At 60.6% G+C, this 17,344-nt stretch carries 16 protein-coding genes; 6 read left to right on the top strand and 10 right to left on the bottom strand.

The window, feature by feature from the left end; all coding sequences use genetic code 11:
* Positions 1–218: 218 nt before the first annotated feature.
* On the bottom strand, positions 219–353 hold the full coding sequence (locus U862_RS31105) for a hypothetical protein (protein ID WP_007961861.1): 135 nt from the start codon (positions 351–353) through the stop codon (positions 219–221).
* Positions 354–510: 157 nt separating this feature from the next.
* Here U862_RS31105 and U862_RS0108365 point away from each other — a divergent pair, with 157 nt between their 5' ends.
* On the top strand, positions 511–699 hold the full coding sequence (locus U862_RS0108365) for a hypothetical protein (RefSeq protein ID WP_025109975.1): 189 nt from the start codon (positions 511–513) through the stop codon (positions 697–699).
* Between the two features lie 18 nt (positions 700–717).
* On the opposite strand, the gene U862_RS0108360 is transcribed toward U862_RS0108365, so the two are convergent.
* Positions 718–1,095, bottom strand: coding sequence for a fe2+ zn2+ uptake regulation protein (locus U862_RS0108360; RefSeq protein ID WP_025109974.1), 378 nt, complete (start codon positions 1,093–1,095; stop codon positions 718–720).
* A gap of 288 nt (positions 1,096–1,383) precedes the next feature.
* Between U862_RS0108360 and U862_RS0108355 the strand changes: the two genes are divergently transcribed.
* Complete coding sequence (locus U862_RS0108355) at positions 1,384–3,744, top strand: acylase (RefSeq protein WP_025109973.1); 2,361 nt, start codon at positions 1,384–1,386, stop codon at positions 3,742–3,744.
* Between the two features lie 73 nt (positions 3,745–3,817).
* Here U862_RS0108355 and U862_RS0108350 read toward each other — a convergent pair whose 3' ends face one another.
* A complete protein-coding gene (locus U862_RS0108350; protein WP_025109972.1) occupies positions 3,818–4,825 on the bottom strand; it encodes a FecR family protein in 1,008 nt (335 codons plus the stop codon).
* A 152-nt stretch (positions 4,826–4,977) separates the two neighbouring features.
* On the opposite strand from U862_RS0108350, the gene U862_RS0108345 reads away from it, so the two are divergent.
* Entirely contained in the window at positions 4,978–5,247 is a 270-nt protein-coding gene (locus U862_RS0108345; protein WP_025109971.1) for a PepSY domain-containing protein, read from the top strand.
* A 53-nt stretch (positions 5,248–5,300) separates the two neighbouring features.
* Here the strand turns inward: U862_RS0108345 and U862_RS31420 are convergent, their stop codons facing one another.
* Positions 5,301–6,806, bottom strand: coding sequence for a hypothetical protein (locus tag U862_RS31420; protein WP_371262564.1), 1,506 nt, complete (start codon positions 6,804–6,806; stop codon positions 5,301–5,303).
* Positions 6,803–10,123, bottom strand: coding sequence for a dermonecrotic toxin domain-containing protein (locus U862_RS0108340; protein ID WP_371262563.1), 3,321 nt, complete (start codon positions 10,121–10,123; stop codon positions 6,803–6,805). Before U862_RS0108340 ends, U862_RS31420 begins: the two co-directional genes overlap by 4 nt.
* Before the next feature lie 235 nt (positions 10,124–10,358).
* Here U862_RS0108340 and U862_RS0108335 point away from each other — a divergent pair, with 235 nt between their 5' ends.
* Positions 10,359–11,399: an Ldh family oxidoreductase gene (locus U862_RS0108335; protein WP_025109970.1), complete on the top strand. Its 1,041-nt coding sequence runs from the start codon at positions 10,359–10,361 to the stop codon at positions 11,397–11,399.
* A 60-nt stretch (positions 11,400–11,459) separates the two neighbouring features.
* On the opposite strand, the gene U862_RS0108330 is transcribed toward U862_RS0108335, so the two are convergent.
* A complete protein-coding gene (locus U862_RS0108330; RefSeq protein WP_025109969.1) occupies positions 11,460–11,777 on the bottom strand; it encodes a YqjD family protein in 318 nt (105 codons plus the stop codon).
* A 153-nt stretch (positions 11,778–11,930) separates the two neighbouring features.
* On the opposite strand from U862_RS0108330, the gene U862_RS0108325 reads away from it, so the two are divergent.
* Positions 11,931–12,185, top strand: coding sequence for a hypothetical protein (locus tag U862_RS0108325; protein ID WP_008088647.1), 255 nt, complete (start codon positions 11,931–11,933; stop codon positions 12,183–12,185).
* 6 nt (positions 12,186–12,191) lie between these two features.
* Here U862_RS0108325 and U862_RS0108320 read toward each other — a convergent pair whose 3' ends face one another.
* Positions 12,192–13,106 carry a LysR family transcriptional regulator gene (locus U862_RS0108320; protein WP_025109968.1) on the bottom strand — a complete coding sequence of 305 codons (915 nt, stop codon included), beginning with the start codon at positions 13,104–13,106 and terminating at the stop codon, positions 12,192–12,194.
* An 84-nt stretch (positions 13,107–13,190) separates the two neighbouring features.
* Here U862_RS0108320 and U862_RS0108315 point away from each other — a divergent pair, with 84 nt between their 5' ends.
* The gene (locus tag U862_RS0108315; protein WP_025109967.1) at positions 13,191–14,114 is read left to right on the top strand and encodes a carbon-nitrogen hydrolase family protein; all 924 of its coding nucleotides are present in this window, start codon (positions 13,191–13,193) and stop codon (positions 14,112–14,114) included.
* Positions 14,115–14,147: 33 nt separating this feature from the next.
* Here U862_RS0108315 and U862_RS0108310 read toward each other — a convergent pair whose 3' ends face one another.
* The 3 genes from U862_RS0108310 to U862_RS0108300 all read right to left on the bottom strand — a co-directional run bounded on the left by U862_RS0108310 (position 14,148) and on the right by U862_RS0108300 (position 17,248).
* A complete protein-coding gene (locus U862_RS0108310; protein WP_025109966.1) occupies positions 14,148–14,621 on the bottom strand; it encodes an LEA type 2 family protein in 474 nt (157 codons plus the stop codon).
* Positions 14,622–14,684: 63 nt separating this feature from the next.
* On the bottom strand, positions 14,685–16,151 hold the full coding sequence (locus U862_RS0108305; RefSeq protein WP_025109965.1) for a nucleobase:cation symporter-2 family protein: 1,467 nt from the start codon (positions 16,149–16,151) through the stop codon (positions 14,685–14,687).
* 200 nt (positions 16,152–16,351) lie between these two features.
* Positions 16,352–17,248: a LysR family transcriptional regulator gene (locus U862_RS0108300; protein WP_025109964.1), complete on the bottom strand. Its 897-nt coding sequence runs from the start codon at positions 17,246–17,248 to the stop codon at positions 16,352–16,354.
* Positions 17,249–17,344 lie beyond the last annotated feature (96 nt).

Genomic DNA, 17,344 nt, shown 5'->3' with positions numbered 1-17,344 from the left:
GCAGAGTCGTCGCAGCCTCTAATGCTTTGCTGCGACATGAAATTTCAAATACTTACAACGTATTTAAGTGAATCGGTGCCCGTCGGGTATCGGTGCTGTTCAGGGGCTGACACGCCCAAAAAAATGCCCGCCGGGCGGCGGGCATGGTGGTTGCTGAAAAGACTTGTGGTGTTTCTCGGCCGGTACTTCAGGCGTATCGGCAGGCGAACAATCCTGTTCTATCGATGGTAATAACCGGGGCCTTCCTGGTAGCGATGGTGATCGTCATGCCAGCCTCCGTGGGGAAAAATGATGCAGCCACTCAAGGTCAGTACGGCAAGGACGGGAATCAGCCAGGTGATTCGACGGAACATTTCAAAGATCCTCATGGTTACGCCGTCATGAAGCCAAAACTCTTCATCGGCTGTAACATGAGACCGCGTTTGCCCCGGCCCATCCCCGTGACACGGTATGTGCATGGCATGCAATCGGATACAAACCGGATACATTTGAAAGTTTCAGGAACCCGCAATGACCCAGAAGCAACGTTTGAAATACTCGATACTGATCGCCCTGTCGGTGCTGGCGATCATGCTCGGCCTGTCCTGGCTGCAGAACGCCGGGATGATCAGCGAGAAGATGTTCCAGTACATCGCCATCGGCGTGGCGGTGGTCGTGGTGGTGATCAACGGGGTGATGCGCCGCAAGGTCAAACCCTGACGGCGATCGCGGGACGCTTCAATCGTGATTGAGCACTGCAGCAGCCTGTGGATGCAGGCTGTAACTCTTGTCCGGGTTGAAGGTGACGACACCTTCGGCGCACAGACGCTTCAATACTTCGCGCACACTGAGAAACGACAGCGGGACGTCCAGGTCCAGCAGTTGGCTGTGCACGCCGCGCACGCCGAGGCGTCGATCGCTTTGCGCGGCGACCAGCAGGGCGTCGATGACTTTAAGACGAATCAGGCTGGTACGCAGGCCAAAGCTTTTGAGCAGCAGGCGAATGCGCTCATTGCCCTGTCGCTCGGGGCTGGGTGCGAAACTGCTCGCGCGGGGGCTCATGGAAGCTCCTTGTGACGCCTGGCTACCGTCCGTTGGTAGTTGCGAGTTGTACATGGGGTTACTCCTTTTCAGAGCCTGATCAGGAAACGTTTTGGCAGCTCTCACTAAACAAGACGTTTCAGCACGGCGAATCATGAAAGGAAATATGTAGAAATTTTGTCGCTTATTCGTTGTTTTCCCGTAACCACTGGATTGTCCGGTGGGCGTGCGGCCTAAATTTTTTCCCCCGGATTCGTTTCCTGATCAGCCACCTTGCGCCCAGGCGCATGCGTCAACTTCAGACTGGGTCCGGCGCACGCGCAACGCACGCGTCGGTCCTTGTCCTATCGATCAGGAGCGTGTGTGATTATTTCCAGACAGTTAACCGGGCTGGCCTTTGCCGGCGCGTTCCTCGGGCTCAGTCTGTCGGCCCATGCGTTCAGTCCCGCCACTCAGGCCAGTGCTGCTCTGGCCAGCGCCGAGATTCGCCGCACCGGGTTTGGCGTGCCGCACATCCGGGCAGAAAACGAGCGGGGCCTGGGCTTCGGTATCGGTTACGCCTACGCCCAGGACAACCTGTGCCTGCTGGCCAACGAGATCGTCACGGTCAATGGTCAGCGCTCGCGTTATTTCGGCCCGGACCAGTTCACCGTCGAGGAGCGTGAAAACCGCGTCAGCGATGTGTTCTTCGCCTGGCTCAATACCCCGCAGGCAGTCGCCGCGTTCTGGCAGGCACAACCCACGCAAGTGCGCGAGCTGGTAGAAGGCTATGCCGCAGGCTACAACCGCTACCTCGCCGAGCGTCGCCAGCAGGGTTTGCCGCAGCAGTGCCAAGGTGAATGGGTGCGCGAGATCGCCGCCGAGGACCTGGTGAAACTCACGCGTCGGCTGTTGGTCGAGGGTGGTGTCGGGCAGTTCGCCGAGGCGTTGGCCGGCGCAACACCGCCGCAGGCGTCGGCACAGATCGACAGCAATGCACACGCCTATCAGGTCGCGGGTGCGCGCATGCAGCGCTTCGCCCTGGATCGCGGCAGCAACGCCGTGGCGGTCGGCAGCGAGCGCTCGTTCAACGGTCGCGGCATGCTGCTGGCCAATCCGCATTTTCCGTGGGTCGGCGGCATGCGTTTTTACCAGATGCACCTGACCATTCCCGGCAAACTCGACGTCATGGGCGCAGCATTGCCGGGGTTGCCGATGATCAACATCGGCTTCAACCAGCATCTGGCCTGGACCCACACGGTCGATTCATCCAAGCACTTCACCCTGTATCGCCTGCAACTCGATCCGAAAGACCCGACTCACTACCTGCTCGACGGCAAATCGCTGCCGATGAGCAAGCAGACCGTGACCGTGCAGGTCAGACAGGCGGACGGTCAGGTTGTGCCGGTAGCGCGCGATGTCTACAGCTCGCAGTTCGGCCCGATCGTGCAATGGCCGGGCAAGCTCGACTGGGACCATCAGTACGCCTACAGCCTGCGCGATGCCAACCTGGGCAACGATCGCGTGCTGACCCAGTGGTACGCGATGAATCAGGCCGAAAACCTCGAGGATTTGCAGGATTCGGTGCACAAGATCCAGGGCATCCCGTGGGTCAATACCCTGGCGGTGGATGACAAGGGCCAGACGCTGTACATGAACCTGTCGGTGGTACCCAACGTCAGCGCTGACAAACTCGCCCAGTGCAGTGATCCGCGTGCGGGTTTGCAGATGATTGTGCTGGACGGTTCGCACAGCGCCTGCGCGTGGGATATCGACCCACAAGCCGCGCAGCCGGGCATCTATGCCGCCAACCAGCTGCCGCAGCTGCTGCGCAAGGATTTCGTCCAGCATTCCAATGATTCGGCGTGGCTGGCGAACCCGGCGCAACCGCTGACCGGTTTCTCGCCGCTGATCAGCCAGGACGGCCAGCCACTGGGCCTGCGTGCGCGTTTTGCTCTGGATCGTCTGAGCACGCTGGGCAAGCAAGGGCCGGTGGCGGTCAAGGATCTGCAACAGATGGTGATGGATGACAACGTGTATCTGGCGACGCAGGTGCTGCCCGATCTGTTGAAGTTCTGCGCTGCCGATCTGGCTGCCGATGCGGCCGTACTGAAGCCGGTTTGCGCGGGCCTCAAGAGTTGGGACGGCCGGGCGAATCTGGATTCGGGCATCGGGCTGGTGCATTTCCAGAACATCATGCAGGCGTTGCTCGAGTCACCGGCTATCTGGCGGGTGCCGTTCGATCCGAAAGACCCGCAACACACGCCGCGCGGGCTGGCAATCGAACAACCGGCGGTGAGCAAGGCGCTGCGTGAAGCGATGCTCGCGTCGGCCGCTACCACTGAGAAAACGGGGCTCAAGCCTGACACCCGCTGGGACGATATTCAGGTGGTGAGCAGCGGTGCCCGGCAAACGGCAATTCACGGCGGGCCGGGGACGCTGGGCATCTACAACGCGATCCAGAGTGTGCCGCGTGAAGACGGCAAGCTCGAAGTGGTCAGCGGCACCAGCTATCTGCAAGTGGTGACATTCGACGACAAAGGCCCGCAGGCGCAGGGGCTGCTGGCGTTTTCCCTGTCCAGTGACCCGGCGTCGAAATACTCCCGGGACCAGACCGAAGCGTTTTCGAAGAAGCAGTGGAGCGTCATGCCCTTCACCGAGGCGCAGATCAAGGCTGACCCGCAGTATCAGGTGCAGGCCATTCGTGAGGCTGCGGTTCAGCCGGCCAAGGTGGCCGAGCAGTAAGCGATTGATTGAGGCCTGAACGAAAAAGCCGCTGCCCCCTGAAGAGGAGCAGCGGCTTTTTTGTTGTCAGGTTTCATGCTTCAGGTTTTGGTGGCTGGCGGGGCATCGAGTTGATCACCGGGTCACCCTCGGTGTTGCGGGTCAGGTAGACCGGCAGCACCTTGGGCAGGGTGTTGACCAGTCCGCCGAGCTCTTTGATGTTGTAGACGCCGCCGACGCGGATCGCTCCAGTACTGGCGTCAGCGAGCTTCAGCGGCTTGCTCAGGTATCGATTGATCAGTGGCAGGGCTTCGTTCAGTGCCAGGTTGTCCAGCACCAGTTTGCCGCTGCGCCAGGCCAGCGCGTTGTCGTTGGGATAGGTCTGGCTGATCTGTGGCATGTAGTCGCCATGCCGGTACTGCGCCTGCATGGCCGGCCCCAGACGCAAGCCGTCGCCGGGCAGTGCTGCGTTGCTGGTTACCAGCACCGAGCCTTCGATCAGATTGACCCGCACCTGGTCTTCATAGAGCCAGACATTGAAGCGGGTGCCGGTCACGCGGATCTTGCCCTCGGCGGCCCGAACCACGAAGGGGTGGGTGAGGTCGTGACTGACCTCGAAAAACGCTTCACCTTTTTTCAGGGTGACCCGACGTTCGTCCTTGTAATTGCTGAAGGTCAGTTCGCTGTTGAGGTTGAGTTCGACCTGGCTGCCATCGTTCAACGTGACCTGACGGACATTGTCGGTGGCGGCGAAGTGCTGGTAGCTGTTGGGCAGCCAGCCCAGGTTCCAGCCGCTGTAGGCGGCCAGTGGCAGCGCCAGGGCGCAGATGCTGGCGGCGATTGCGTAGCGCCGCCAGGCAAGGGCGGGTTTGTTCAGTGGCACACTCAGGGTCGGTTGCGGGCGTGGCAAATGCTCAGCGACGCCCCAGATTTCCAGCATCGCTTCATATTCGAAGGCATGCAGCGGATGGGCGTCGCGCCATTGCTCGAAAGCCAGACGCTCCTCGGCGGAACAATCGACAGCGTGCAGACGCATGCACCAGTGCGCGGCGGCATCGGTGATTGCATCGTATTCGGCTTCCGAGAGGGATTCTTGGGTCATTGACTCGTCCTGGTTTGCTGCATTCTAACCTTGCGGGCCAAGTGCCGAGAACAACCGTCATGGCAATTGCCCATCAAAGTGGAACTTATTTTTCCGTCTGGCGCCCAAAAACAGGACATCCGAGGAACATCATCCACAAATGGAGTGAAAAAATGATCAAAAGAACCTTTGCCGCTGTTATCGCCACTGCCGCCTTGTTCAGCGCGGGTGCCGCCATGGCCGACCGGCCAGGCGCAGGCTGGGTGACCATCGAGAAGGCTATCGAGATCGTCAAGACCAAGGCCGGTTATGTCGAAGTGTATGAGATCGAGGCAGACAACAATGGCTACTGGAAAGGCGAGGGCCGCAAGGCGGATGGCGTCGTCTACGAGTTCCGCATCGATGGTGCTTCCGGCAACGTATTGCGCGATCAGAAAGACTGACGCTGACACGTAGCAGGCGAATGCGCAGGCCCATGGGCCTGCGTTTTTTTTGCTCAACTGAGCCCTTCAACAGGCTGAGTGAGCGGGTCGAGTTGTCGACCCATTTCACCGATCAGGAAAGCAATCGAGTCGGCATTGCGCAAGATCGTGTCGATGCGTGCGTCAGCGTTGCGCGGGTTCAGGAATGCCCTTCGCGCCTCCTCCATGGTCGTGCTGGCGGTGGCTTTGAGGATTTCCTTGCCGACGTGAGACAACCCGGGAATCGAGTCCACGCTCGTCCATTCGCGCAGTGCGTGGCTCCAGACTGAGAACAGTTCTTCGCGGGGGGTGGCGAGCGACAGTGCTTCACGTTGAAAGCGTTTCTGGCTTTCTTTCATGGCTGCACCGTAACCGGTCACCGTTGCAATCAGATCGGTAAACGGACGCCGGGCCTCCAGCGAAGCAATGTCCACTGCCTTGCCAAACTGATGCGCGAATTCGTGGATCAGCGTCGACGCCTGGGCGTGGCCCTGAACATTGAACGGCTCGGTCAGACCGTCGCTGTACCAGTCGAGTCCTTGATTGAAGAAGTTCTCGGTGAAATGCACTTTGCGGCGTGAGTCGTCATCCAGCACAAAGGCGATCAGGCGGGTCTGTCGGTATTTGTTCGAGCCGACGACGAAGCGTTCGGTGTTCATCAGGTCTTCGGTCGGATCTACCAAGGCGTTGCAGATTGGCACGATGGCCTGTTTTATTTTCGCGAGTACATCGGCGTCGATTCGCGATACGTCAAAAAACGCCTTGAGGAAGCTATCCAGCCGAGTACCGGGGGCATGGTTCTTCAGTTGTGCCAGATTGTGCAGACTGTTAAAGGCGTAGTAGCGGGCCAGATCGACTGCCTGCTCCAGGGCTCGGGCCTTTTCCGGGTGCCGGGCGCGGATTTCGGTCATGCCTTGGGCTTCGATGTTTAACCAGAGCCTGGTTTCCCGGTCGTTGGCAAGGCGGTTGTGCATTGTCGACAGCGCCTTGCCGAAATGGACCGTATGCTGATCCGGGTCGAGAACCAGTTGCCCAGACGCAGTGTGCTGCAACACCGGCCCGGCCTGATCGGCCCCCTTGATACGCCAGACCGCACCGGGCCGCTCCACCGGATAGACTTTGCCGGCGACGGCGGCGTAGCGGGTGTTATTCGCCACGTCCTGATAAGTGCCATCGGCCGGATTCGGGGTCAGGTCCTGCAAGGCAATTGTCGGCGTTTCGAACGTCTGCAATATCGTCCGGGCTGGGGCCGTTGGTTGGATCTCGGTCCAGTGAGGAGCACTGACAGGAGGCGCAAGCGGTGTTTGCTCAGGTGCAACCTGCGGTACCAGCTTTGACTCCAGTGACAAGCGCCCCAGCGAGATCATCTCCACGCCGCCGGCGATGAAAGTTGCCAGCGCGCGCGTCCAGTGATGATCCTGCAGTGCTTCGGCAGAGTCGAGGAAGTCCTTGTAGCTTTGCCAGAGAAATTGCGCATAGGCCAGTTTGCCCGGGAGCAGTCCGCGGATCAGCTGGATGCCTTGACTGAACAGGGTTTTCACGCCTCCCAGTCCGCATGGGCCGAAGGTATCGCACGACTGCCGAGCAATCGTTTCAGCAGCGGCAGGCTTTCATTGAAAAGGTATTCAAGCGCATTGCCAGTGAATGCGGAGGAGGACAGCGTCATTTCGCTCGTCTGGCCGGCGCTGGCCTTGAACAGCGCTGCAAAGCTCGATTGTTGATTCTGCGGCAAGCGCCGCAGTAGCGAGTCTTGCAAGGCACCTGGCAGGTTGAAGGCAGCGATGACGGCAGCATCGTTCTCGAATTCGCTGAACACGCGCTCACCGTGATACGGCGAATAAAGCACCTGTGGCCCGCCGTGTCCGGACGCCGGGCCGATCAGATACAGCCCAAGCGCCTTGATCGCAGCAGCGCCTGCGGTCTTGATCAACTTTACCGGTCTGATCATGGCGTTCGCGCCCGCCACTGTCGCACGGGCGAGCGCATCGGGCATGTCCAGCACCTGGGTCAACAGATCGAAAGCCTTGCTCGAAAGATGCTGTTGCAGTTTGAGCTGATGGGCATGTTGCAGCAGTTGCCAGGGTAACTGGCGGATGAATCGTTGCTTGCGCTGCGCAGCGTTGGCGTCATTGCGGGTCAAGGTGGTGTAAACCGCATCGGCGAAAGCGCCAATATCCAGAGACAGCAGCAGGCTGCGTATCGCCCGCTCGTCGAGTCCGGCCGGAAGCATTTGTGCGCTGCCCGAGGTGATCTTGAAGCGGGTTTGCTCAGCAATATGGGGGTGGATCAGAGCGAAGTCGACCAGGTTCACGGCCGGGCCGGCGAGGGCCAGCAGCGGGGTGATTTCGATGTGTTCCGGGTCAAGTTCCGGGGCCTGGAAGCGGCTGTTCAGCAGGCTCTTGAGTCGGCGATGGATGTGCTCGCGCAAGGTCGGCAAGCCATGCAGGTAATCCTTGCCATCGCTGACGCTGTGGCGCCACTGCTCGAGCAGTTCGAGGTGCAATTGCTGCTCGTCGAGTGTGGCCATGCCCAGCCAGGCGGGCAGCGTCTGCTGTGTGTTGAGTGCCCTGGCCAGTGCGATCGCTCGCAGCAGATTGACGTTGATCAGTTGTCTGCTCAGGGCTCTGAGGGCTTGTTCCTCGCGGGGTGTTGTGAGCTTCAGATTGCGCACCCGCTCGCAACGCTGGAGAAAATGCTCGATGGCCGATTGCGTGCGGTTTTGCAGCACGTTGTCGTTGATCAGGTGCAGAGGCCCCAACGTGTACCGCTGATGAAATCCGTCGATCAACGGTGAGAGGTTTTCCAACAGTGCCAGGCGCTTGTCAGGCTGGCACAGGCGCTGGTTCAATACCTGTCGGGCGATATCGATGGAAGCGAATACTTCCAGCCCCATGGCCGGTGACCACATCACTGTGCGCCCTGAGTGCTGTGCATCCAGTCCGCCACGTTCTGTCAACAAAACGCAGTTGGCCAACGGTAGTTCGGCGTCCTGTCCTGTGGTCTGCACAGTCAGAGACCAGGCATCAGGCCGGAAGCCGTTGAGCCCGTTGCGGCGCTGCTGGTCCGGTCGATTGGCGTTGAATACCGTGTCGACGATCGCTTGTTCGGGAAGTCGCTGGTTGCCGCCAAGGACACGCAGTCGCGCTTCACCCGTAATACCCACATAAAACGAATGCGCCAGTTTGGCCAGGATACCTTGCAGATAGTTGCGCTGTTGCACCGCGCTGGTGATTGGCTGCGCCGCGAACTCTTCGTCGATCGGCGGCAGCACACTGTTGAACAGCCTGATTTGCGTGCCAGCGACATCTGCCAGCAGCATTGAGGGTAGCTGGCTGCCGGTGATTGCCAGCCGGGTACTCCAGCGCCCCCCGGTATCGAGTTTGAGGAGTTGTTCGTGGAGCATCGAACGAATATCCAGTGCCTTGTCGAACAGGGCGGCGATATTGATTGCTCCGTCGCTATGGCGGAACACCTGCAGGACATACTCGATGTTCTTGCGTTGTTTGGTGATGATGGCCTCCATCAGCACCTTGAATATCTCGCCGCCCAGCGGTTCGCCCGAGACATGCGGCTGATCGAACCCGATGAATCGCTGACGCTCTTCAAGGCTCAACAGGCCGTACAGTTCATCGTCGTGGCCGGCCGTGTGGAATTTGCTCAGCAGCGTGTCCTTGAGGTCCTTGTAGTCCTCGAGTACCTGCAACCCCTGGGAGGGTGTGTACAGGCAGGCATCGGTGTGACTGAGCATTAGCGAACCGGCCAGCTCGACATGGTTGGGCTGGTATTGCCACAGGTGCACGGCTTCCAGAGCGCCTCGTCGCCCGGAAGTGGCGTGCGGGTCGATCCAGGCCAGCAAGTTGTCGCATTTGTCGGCATCGATGATCCGGGCTTCACGTTTGAGCAGGATGTCGGCCCGGGCCTGTTCGCGCAGCACCCGACAGAAAAACTCCCGCCGTGAGGTGCCGTCGGCGCATACCGCATTCCAATAGGTCTCCATTCGTTCGTATAGCCGCGCGAGCAACTGGCCAGACACGGTTGTTACTGCCGCTTCCCAATGATCCTGGTCACCGGCCAGCGAAGGTTTGCGCGGGTGAGAGTAGACGCGCGACTGCGCGCCCGGCCAGCCGGAATGTCGATAGTGCAGCAGCACCGCATTGCCCAACGTCATTGCATCGAGCCAGCGTCCCGAACGGCTGGCTTGTGCCAGTTCATCGCCTGGTGCCAATGCAGCATAGACACCGACCCTGGTCAGGGCCTGATTGATCCCGGGCATGGCCCCGATGAGCTGATCATTGAGAATCTCCCCGAGCAATATGTCGAGTTCGGGCAACTGCACCAACTCGTCGAGCATGGCCTGGACGTTGAGTTGCCGGCAGTGTTCGATAGCGGCTTTCTGATCGTCGAATATGTCGTCCTCGATGAATTGGAAGGTTACGCGGATGCCGCGTTTCTCCAGCAGATGTTTGCGTTGCGAGACTGCAAGCAATGCCAGCAGCCGGTCGTCTTCATCCGCGTCCTCAAGCCGCTGCTCCAGGTGGCGGGTCAACGTGGCGAGGCTGTCGAACTTCTTCAGTCCGTCGAAGGGTGTGTAGAGCAGAAAGGCCCGGTCATCAGGGGTGCTGCTGAGAATGAAGCTACCCGCCAGGACTATGGCCGGAGGATCTTCGGTGTTCAGCAGCACGCGGTGGGCAATCATCGGCGGGGTTTGCTGGCGACGCAGTGACGCGGTTGCGAGTCGCACATGGGCCAGCCAGTCAAAATCCGTGATCGACAGACCGTGGATGTTGCCAAGCGACCTCCACAATCCGGGCGCATCGAGGATTTGTGGGAACAGCAGTGGGGGGACGGGCACAGACATTTTCGGGTCTCTGTCAGGGCGCGGACGAAAGCGCCGGTGGATGGAGACGACAGACTAAGAACCGGAAGAGGCGCGAGGGTGGTACATAGTTACCGCACGCAAAGCGTCGGAATGTGTTTACGCCAAGGCGCGCGATCACCGCAACGGTTGACAGCACCCGGGCCTGACGTGGTTAATCGACGGGCAAGTCGTTCACACGCTGTTGTTCCCTCCAATAATTAGTCTGGAGCTTCAGATGTCTGCGCCACACGATCATGTGTCTTCTGCTGTCTCGCCATCGTTGTCACTCGAGGCGTTGACGCAACTGCTCGAAACAATTTTTCTGCGTCATGGCACCTCCGCCGAGGTCGCCCGCTCACTCGCCGCCAACTGTGCCGGGGCCGAGCGCGATGGCGCGCACAGCCATGGTGTGTTTCGGATTCCCGGGTATGTGTCGACCCTCAACAGTGGCTGGGTCAACGGTCAGGCGGTGCCACAGGTTGAAGATGTGGCCCCCGGGTTTGTACGCGTCGATGCCGGCAACGGTTTCGCCCAGCCAGCGCTGGCTGCCGCCCGGTCGTTGTTGGTGGAGAAAGCTCGTAACGCCGGGATTGCCGTGCTGGCGATCCGTAATTCTCACCACTTCGCCGCTCTGTGGCCGGACGTCGAACCCTTCGCTGATGAAGGGCTGGTGGCGTTGAGCATGGTCAACAGCATGACCTGCGTGGTGCCCCACGGCGCCGACCGGCCGTTGTTCGGCACCAACCCGATTGCCTTCGCCGCCCCTCGGCTCGGTGGCGCGCCGATTGTGTTCGATCTGGCGACCAGCGCCATTGCCCACGGCGACGTGCAGATTGCGGCGCGCAAGGGCGAACGGCTGGCAGCCGGAATGGGCGTGGACAGCCTCGGCCAGGCAACGCAGGACCCGAAAGCCATTCTTGAGGGCGGCGCGCTGTTGCCGTTCGGCGGGCATAAGGGCTCGGCGCTGTCGATGATGGTCGAACTGTTGGCCGCTGCGCTCACGGGTGGCAATTTTTCCTTTGAATTCGACTGGTCGAATCATCCCGGCGCCAAGACCCCGTGGACCGGGCAATTGCTGATTGTCATCGACCCGAGCAAGGCCGCCGGGCAGAGTTTTGCCGAGCGCAGTCAGGAGCTGGTGCGCCAGATGCACGGCGTCGGGCTCAAGCGTTTGCCGGGCGATCGCCGACATTTGCAGCGGGCCAGATCGCTGGCAGAGGGGATCGTGCTCGATGAACAGACGCTGGGCCAGTTGCGCGAACTGGCCGCCGGCTGAGTTTATGCAGGACATGAAAAAGGCGAGCCGGGTGGCTCGCCTTTTTTCTGCGTAACGACTTCAGCGGCGACCGAGCAACAAACCGACCACCAGGCCAAAACCGGCGGAGATCGCGACGGTTTGCCAAGGATGGCCGCCGATGTAGTTTTCGGTGGCATCCACTGCCGGTTTGGTGCGGTCGCGTACGCTGGAAACCGAATCCAGCGCCTGTTGCAGTTTCAGGGCGATTTGCCCGCGCAGGGTCTCCGCTTCTTCGCCGACCAGTGAGGCGCTGCTCTTGAGCAGTTTGTCGGACTCTTCGATCAGAGCCTGAAGTTCGCTGAATGCCTGATCCTTGATTTGGTCTTCGGCGGCTTGCACGGTGGATTTGCGGGCCATTGGGTGACTCCTTGCAGGTGAATGGACAGTGAACAATGGAGTGTGGCGTTGTCTGAAAAGTTGCACTGATTTTAGGTACGGAACAAAAACCTGCGCAGGAGATTTCTGTCGAGCGTGTAAGATGTCGCCATTTTACGCAGCAGGTATTTCCCCATGAGTTTCAATCTGGCCGACAAATCCCTCGCCGAGCGCGCTGCGCTGGAAGACGAGAAATCCCGTCTGTTCGAACTCTGGCAGAACAATCTGGGCAAAGCCAAAGGCGAAGCCGCGCGGTTGTTCGGCGAGCGCGGCAAGCGCAAGGGCAAATGGGCCGAGTGGGTGCGCTCGGAACTCGACGGCATGTCGCCGCCGGAATTTGCCAACATGGTGCGCAGTGAGGTCAACCGTCTGATGGCGGCCAACAAGTAAACGCACTTACGGCGTGTTGAACGCCGCCACAATGGCCTCACGCACCTTGATCACCAGCGGATCGACCTGCGTGCTGGTGCGCCAGCCCAGTTCGATCGGGTAACGCGGCAGGGCCAGCGGGCAGGGCAGCAAGACCAGTCCGCTGAGGGCCGCGATGGCTTGGGCGGCATGCGTCGGGATGGTTGCCACCGCGCCGCTGCCCTTGAGCAGATGCGGCAACGCTGCAAAGTGCGTGGTCGAGGCGCAGACCCGGCGGCTCAGGCCCAGTGCTGCCAGGCCCTCATCGGTGATGCCGATAAAGCCGCCCGAGGACACCAGAATGTGTTCGCGGGCGACAAACGCCTGTAGATCGATCGATTGTTGCCCGGCGGCCAGGCTGCCCGGGTCGACCAGACACGCATAATCCCCTTCGCCCAACACCTGGCGGCTGAGCAGGCGTTCGGCAAACCCGCCGGCGGTGATCGCCAGATCGATGCTGCGTTCCATCAGGGCGCGGGCGACGATCTGACTGTGGGTCTGGCGGAAGATCAGCCGCAGCTTCGGCGCGCTGCGGGCAATTTCTTCGATCAGGCGTCGGCCATAAGCGATTTCAAAATCATCCGACAGGCCCACCGTCACCGAGCGGCCCTCGTACTGATGCGCCGCCGGGTCGACCATCGCCAGGCTCTGGCGGCATTTATTCAGGGCCTCGCTGACCACCGGTTTCAGTTGATTGGCCTTGAGCGTCGGCGCCAGTCCGCGACCGGTGCGCACGAACAACTGATCGCCATACACCTCGCGCAACCGGCGCAACGCCGCGCTGACCGCCGATTGCGTCACGCCCAGCCGCAGCGCCGCACGACTGGCACTGGACTCTTCATGCAGGGCTTCGAAGACTTTCAGGAGGTTGAGGTCAACGGTCGCGATATTCATAAGGTTCATATCATTCAGCAGTGAATCAGTCTTTATTCATGATCCCGCGCCGCTGCAGAATCGGCAACACTTGAACCCGATGGAGTGACCGCGATGCCTAAATCAATTGTTGCCGCCCTGCAGATTGGCGCCTTGCCCGGTGGCAAAGGTGAAACCCTGGAACAGATTCTGAGTTGGGAAGACGCGATCAGCGAGTCCGGCGCGGCGTTGGTGGTAATGCCTGAAGCGCTGCTCGGTGGCTACCCGAAAGGCGAGGGCTTTGGCACCCAGTTGGGCTATCGCTTGCCCGAGGGCCGCGAGGCCTATGCCCGTTACTTCGCCAACGCCATTGATGTGCCGGGGGCCGAAACCGAAGCATTGGCCGGCCTGTCTGCGCGTACCGGGGCCAATCTGGTGATCGGCGTAATCGAGCGCGCCGGCAGCACGCTGTATTGCACGGCGCTGTATTTCGATCCGCAAGCGGGGCTGGTGGCCAAGCACCGCAAACTGATGCCGACGGGCACCGAACGGCTGATCTGGGGCAAGGGCGATGGCTCGACGCTGCCGGTGCTCGACAGCCAGGTCGGACGCCTTGGGGCTGTGGTGTGCTGGGAAAACATGATGCCGCTGCTACGCACGGCGATGTACGCCAAGGGCATTGAGGTCTGGTGCGCGCCGACGGTGGATGAGCGTGAGATGTGGCAGGTCAGCATGCGCCATATCGCCCATGAGGGCCGCTGCTTTGTGGTCAGCGCCTGTCAGGTCCAGGCTTCGCCGAAGGCGCTGGGCGTGGAGATTGCCAACTGGCCGGCGGATCGACCGTTGATTGCCGGCGGCAGCGTAATTGTCGGGCCGATGGGCGATGTGCTGGCAGGGCCTTTGCGCGGCGAGGCGGGGTTGCTGACGGCGCAAATCGATACCGCTGAACTGGTTCGGGCGCGATATGACTATGACGTGGTTGGCCACTATGCGCGGCCTGATGTATTTGAGTTGAGTGTCGATGAACGCGCCAAACCCGGCGTACGCTTCACCGCATAAGCCCGCTCCCACAGGGAATGTGTGTGCAATTGATTACCACGTCGCAGCAGTGGCTCTCGGCAGGCTGAGCTTGCCGCTGTCGACAAATCGCATGGTGCCGAACAAGCCACCGGCCAGTTTGCCGCGCAGCACGTAGGGCAGGTTATCGAGGGTTTGCGTCTGGCTCAGGCCCAGCGTCTGGCGCAGCACGGAGAACGCGGAAACACTGACCGGCACGCTGACCACGGTTTCCGAGAAACGCGGGATCGAGCCGACCTGATCACTCACGCCCGAGGCCAAAGGATGGCCGTTGACCTCAAGGTCGAGGGCGATGCCGGTGTAATCGATGGCGGTTTCGTTGGGGTTCTGCACCCGCAACTTGATCGCGAAGCGCACTTCCAGATCCTGGCTCGGCAACGGTTCGAGGCCGACCACGTTGATGTTCACCGGATCTCGGTTGGGAAACAGCGCGCAGGCGCTCAGGGACAACAGCAGCAGGGACAGGATGACGGCGTGGACGCGGCGCATAAACAGTCTCTCAAAAAAAGGGCCGAACCGTTGCCGGCTCAGCCCTTTGTTCAAGGCGCAGCGTCAGCGGTTCAACTGTGCGACCGCCGCGGCGGTTGCAGGTTCAGCTTTGGCCGGCAGATCGGGATTTTCCATAACCTGCAGAATCGACGCTTCCGGATCGAAATCGTCTTCCTCAAGCTCCATGAACTCTTCCGGCAGGAAGATATTCAGCACGATAGCGCACAACGCACCGACGGTGATCGGCGATTCGAAGATGTTGCGTAGCGCCTGCGGCAACTCGCGCAACACTTCAGGCACAGCCGCGATGCCCAGGCCCATGCCGATAGAAATCGCCACGATCAGCATGTTGCGCCGATGCAGCCCAGCCTCGGCGAGAATCTTGATCCCGGCCACGGCTACAGTGCCGAACATCACCAATTCAGCACCGCCAAGCACCGGTTTGGGCATCAGTTGCAGTACCGCGCCGATCATCGGGAACAGGCCCAGCAGCACCAACAGGCCGGCGATGAAGAACGCCACGTAGCGGCTGGCAACGCCGGTCAACTGGATCACGCCGTTGTTCTGCGCAAACGTCACCATCGGCATGCTGTTGAACACGGCTGCCATGGCCGAGTTGAGGCCGTCGGCGAGCAGGCCGGACTTGATCCGGCGGATGTACAGCGGGCCTTTGACCGGTTGCCGCGAAATCATCGAGTTGGCGGTCAGGTCACCGGCCGCTTCCAGCGGCGAGACCAGGAAAATCACCGCCACCGGCACGAATGCCACCCAGTCGAAGTTGAAACCGTACTTGAACGGTACCGGCACGCTGACCAGCGGCACCTCGGGCAGGTTGGCGAAATCCACCGTGCCCATCAGCCACGCGACCACATAGCCAAGGGTCAGGCCGATGACGATGGCGCCCAGGCGCAGAAACGGCACATCGACCCGGTTCAGCACAACGATGGTGCCCAGCACCAGCGCCGCCAGGAACACATGGCTGGCCGCGCCCAGATCGGCAGCGCCGAAGCCACCGGCGATGTCGGTCATCGCCACTTTGATCAGCGACAGGCCCATCAGGGTGATGATGGTGCCAGTGACCACCGGGGTGATCAGCATGCGCAGTTTGCCAATGAACTGGCTCAACACCACTTCGATGAATGCGGCGAAAAAGCACACGCCGAAAATCGTCGAGAGGATTTCATCGGTGCCGCCGCCCCGGGCCTTGACCATGAAACCGGCGCTGAGAATCACACTGATGAAGGAAAAACTGGTGCCTTGCAGGCATAACAAGCCTGAGCCGACCGGACCGAAACGCCGCGCCTGAACAAACGTGCCCAGACCCGAGACGAACAGCGCCATGCTGATCAGATACGGTATTTCACTTTGCAGGCCCAGGGCGCCGCCCATGATCAGGGTCGGGGTGATGATGCCGACGAAGCTGGCCAGCACGTGCTGCAGTGCTGCGAATACGGTGGCAGTCAGGTGTGGACGGTCGTTGAGGCCGTAGATCAGATCGTTGTTGCGCGGGACTTTTTCAGAGGCGGTCATGGTGTTTTGCGCGCCGTGAGGCGGGGCCGGGTCAGAAAATGGAGGCGCAGGATGCCGGAAGAGGGCGGCGAGGGCAACGAGCAAAAATTGCCTAAAAGGTCAGGTTTTATTGAGCGAGAGGGGTTTGGGCATAAAATCGCAAATGCAAGTAAAGCCCTGGTGAGCAAGCGAGTCCGCCTCGCCACAAGTAGCAGTCTGGCTCATAAATTAAATGCACTGAGCAAATCCTCTTCAAACGCCTTCTGTGCATCCCCTGGCACCTGCGCCCGATGTCGGGCCAGATGAAATGCCACCTCGAAGCTCAATGCTCCTGGCCGCAGTGCCCGCAGCAGGCCCTTGTCCTCCCAGACCCGTGCATAGTGATCGGGCAGATAATCGACGTGCTTGCCGGAAAGAATGAAGGCGAGGGTGCCCTCGACCTGTTCCGAACGCGCGGAAAAGCGCTTGTCCGCGAGCGGCTCGCCCGTGCGCATGAAGCGATACGGATGATCGACCCGGTCGCAGGCCTGCAGCGCCGCATCGTCCGGCGTATCGACGGTAAACAGCGGGTGGCCCTGCGCGCAGTACAAATGCTGGGTTTCCCTGAATAGCTCGTGGTAATCGAAAGCGCTCTGCACCTGTGAGAAATAACCGATGGCCAGGTCCAGTCGCTGTTGCAGCAGCAGGCGCTCCATCTCCCCAGGCATTGCGCTGATCAACTCGATGCGCACCGACTCATCGCGCCCGCGAAAGCGCCGGATTGCCTCCGCGACCCGCAGCAGTACCGACTGATCGAGCGCTTCCGACAAGCCCAGGCGCACTTCACCGATCAACCGTCCGGCGACGCCGTTGGATTGATGGCGGAAGGTTTCGATGGATTCGAACAACGTACGGATCGCAATCAGCAACTGCTCGCCCTTGGGCGTGACGCTGAAGCCGCCCTTGCCACGGCTGCACAGGCGATAGCCGAGGCGCGTTTCGAGTTTGGCCATTTGCTGGCTGATGCTCGACTGACTCAGGCCCAGTTCACCTTGTGCGGCACTGAAGCCGCCACATTCCACGACCTGCACAAACAGGCGCAGCAACTGCAGGTCGATATCGTGGAGTTGACCGAGCATTACATTACTCCTGGATAAAGTCAGGTTAACAAACTTGATATTCCTGCAATGTATCCGAGCGCGCATCCTGCAACCACTTCCTCCGGTCAGGTGTTC

Origin of the sequence: Pseudomonas sp. H1h, from assembly GCF_000633255.1 — a bacterium.
Lineage (GTDB): Bacteria > Pseudomonadota > Gammaproteobacteria > Pseudomonadales > Pseudomonadaceae > Aquipseudomonas.
Note: the sequence above shows the minus strand (reverse complement) of the source record. Positions and strands in the feature narration are given on the sequence as shown.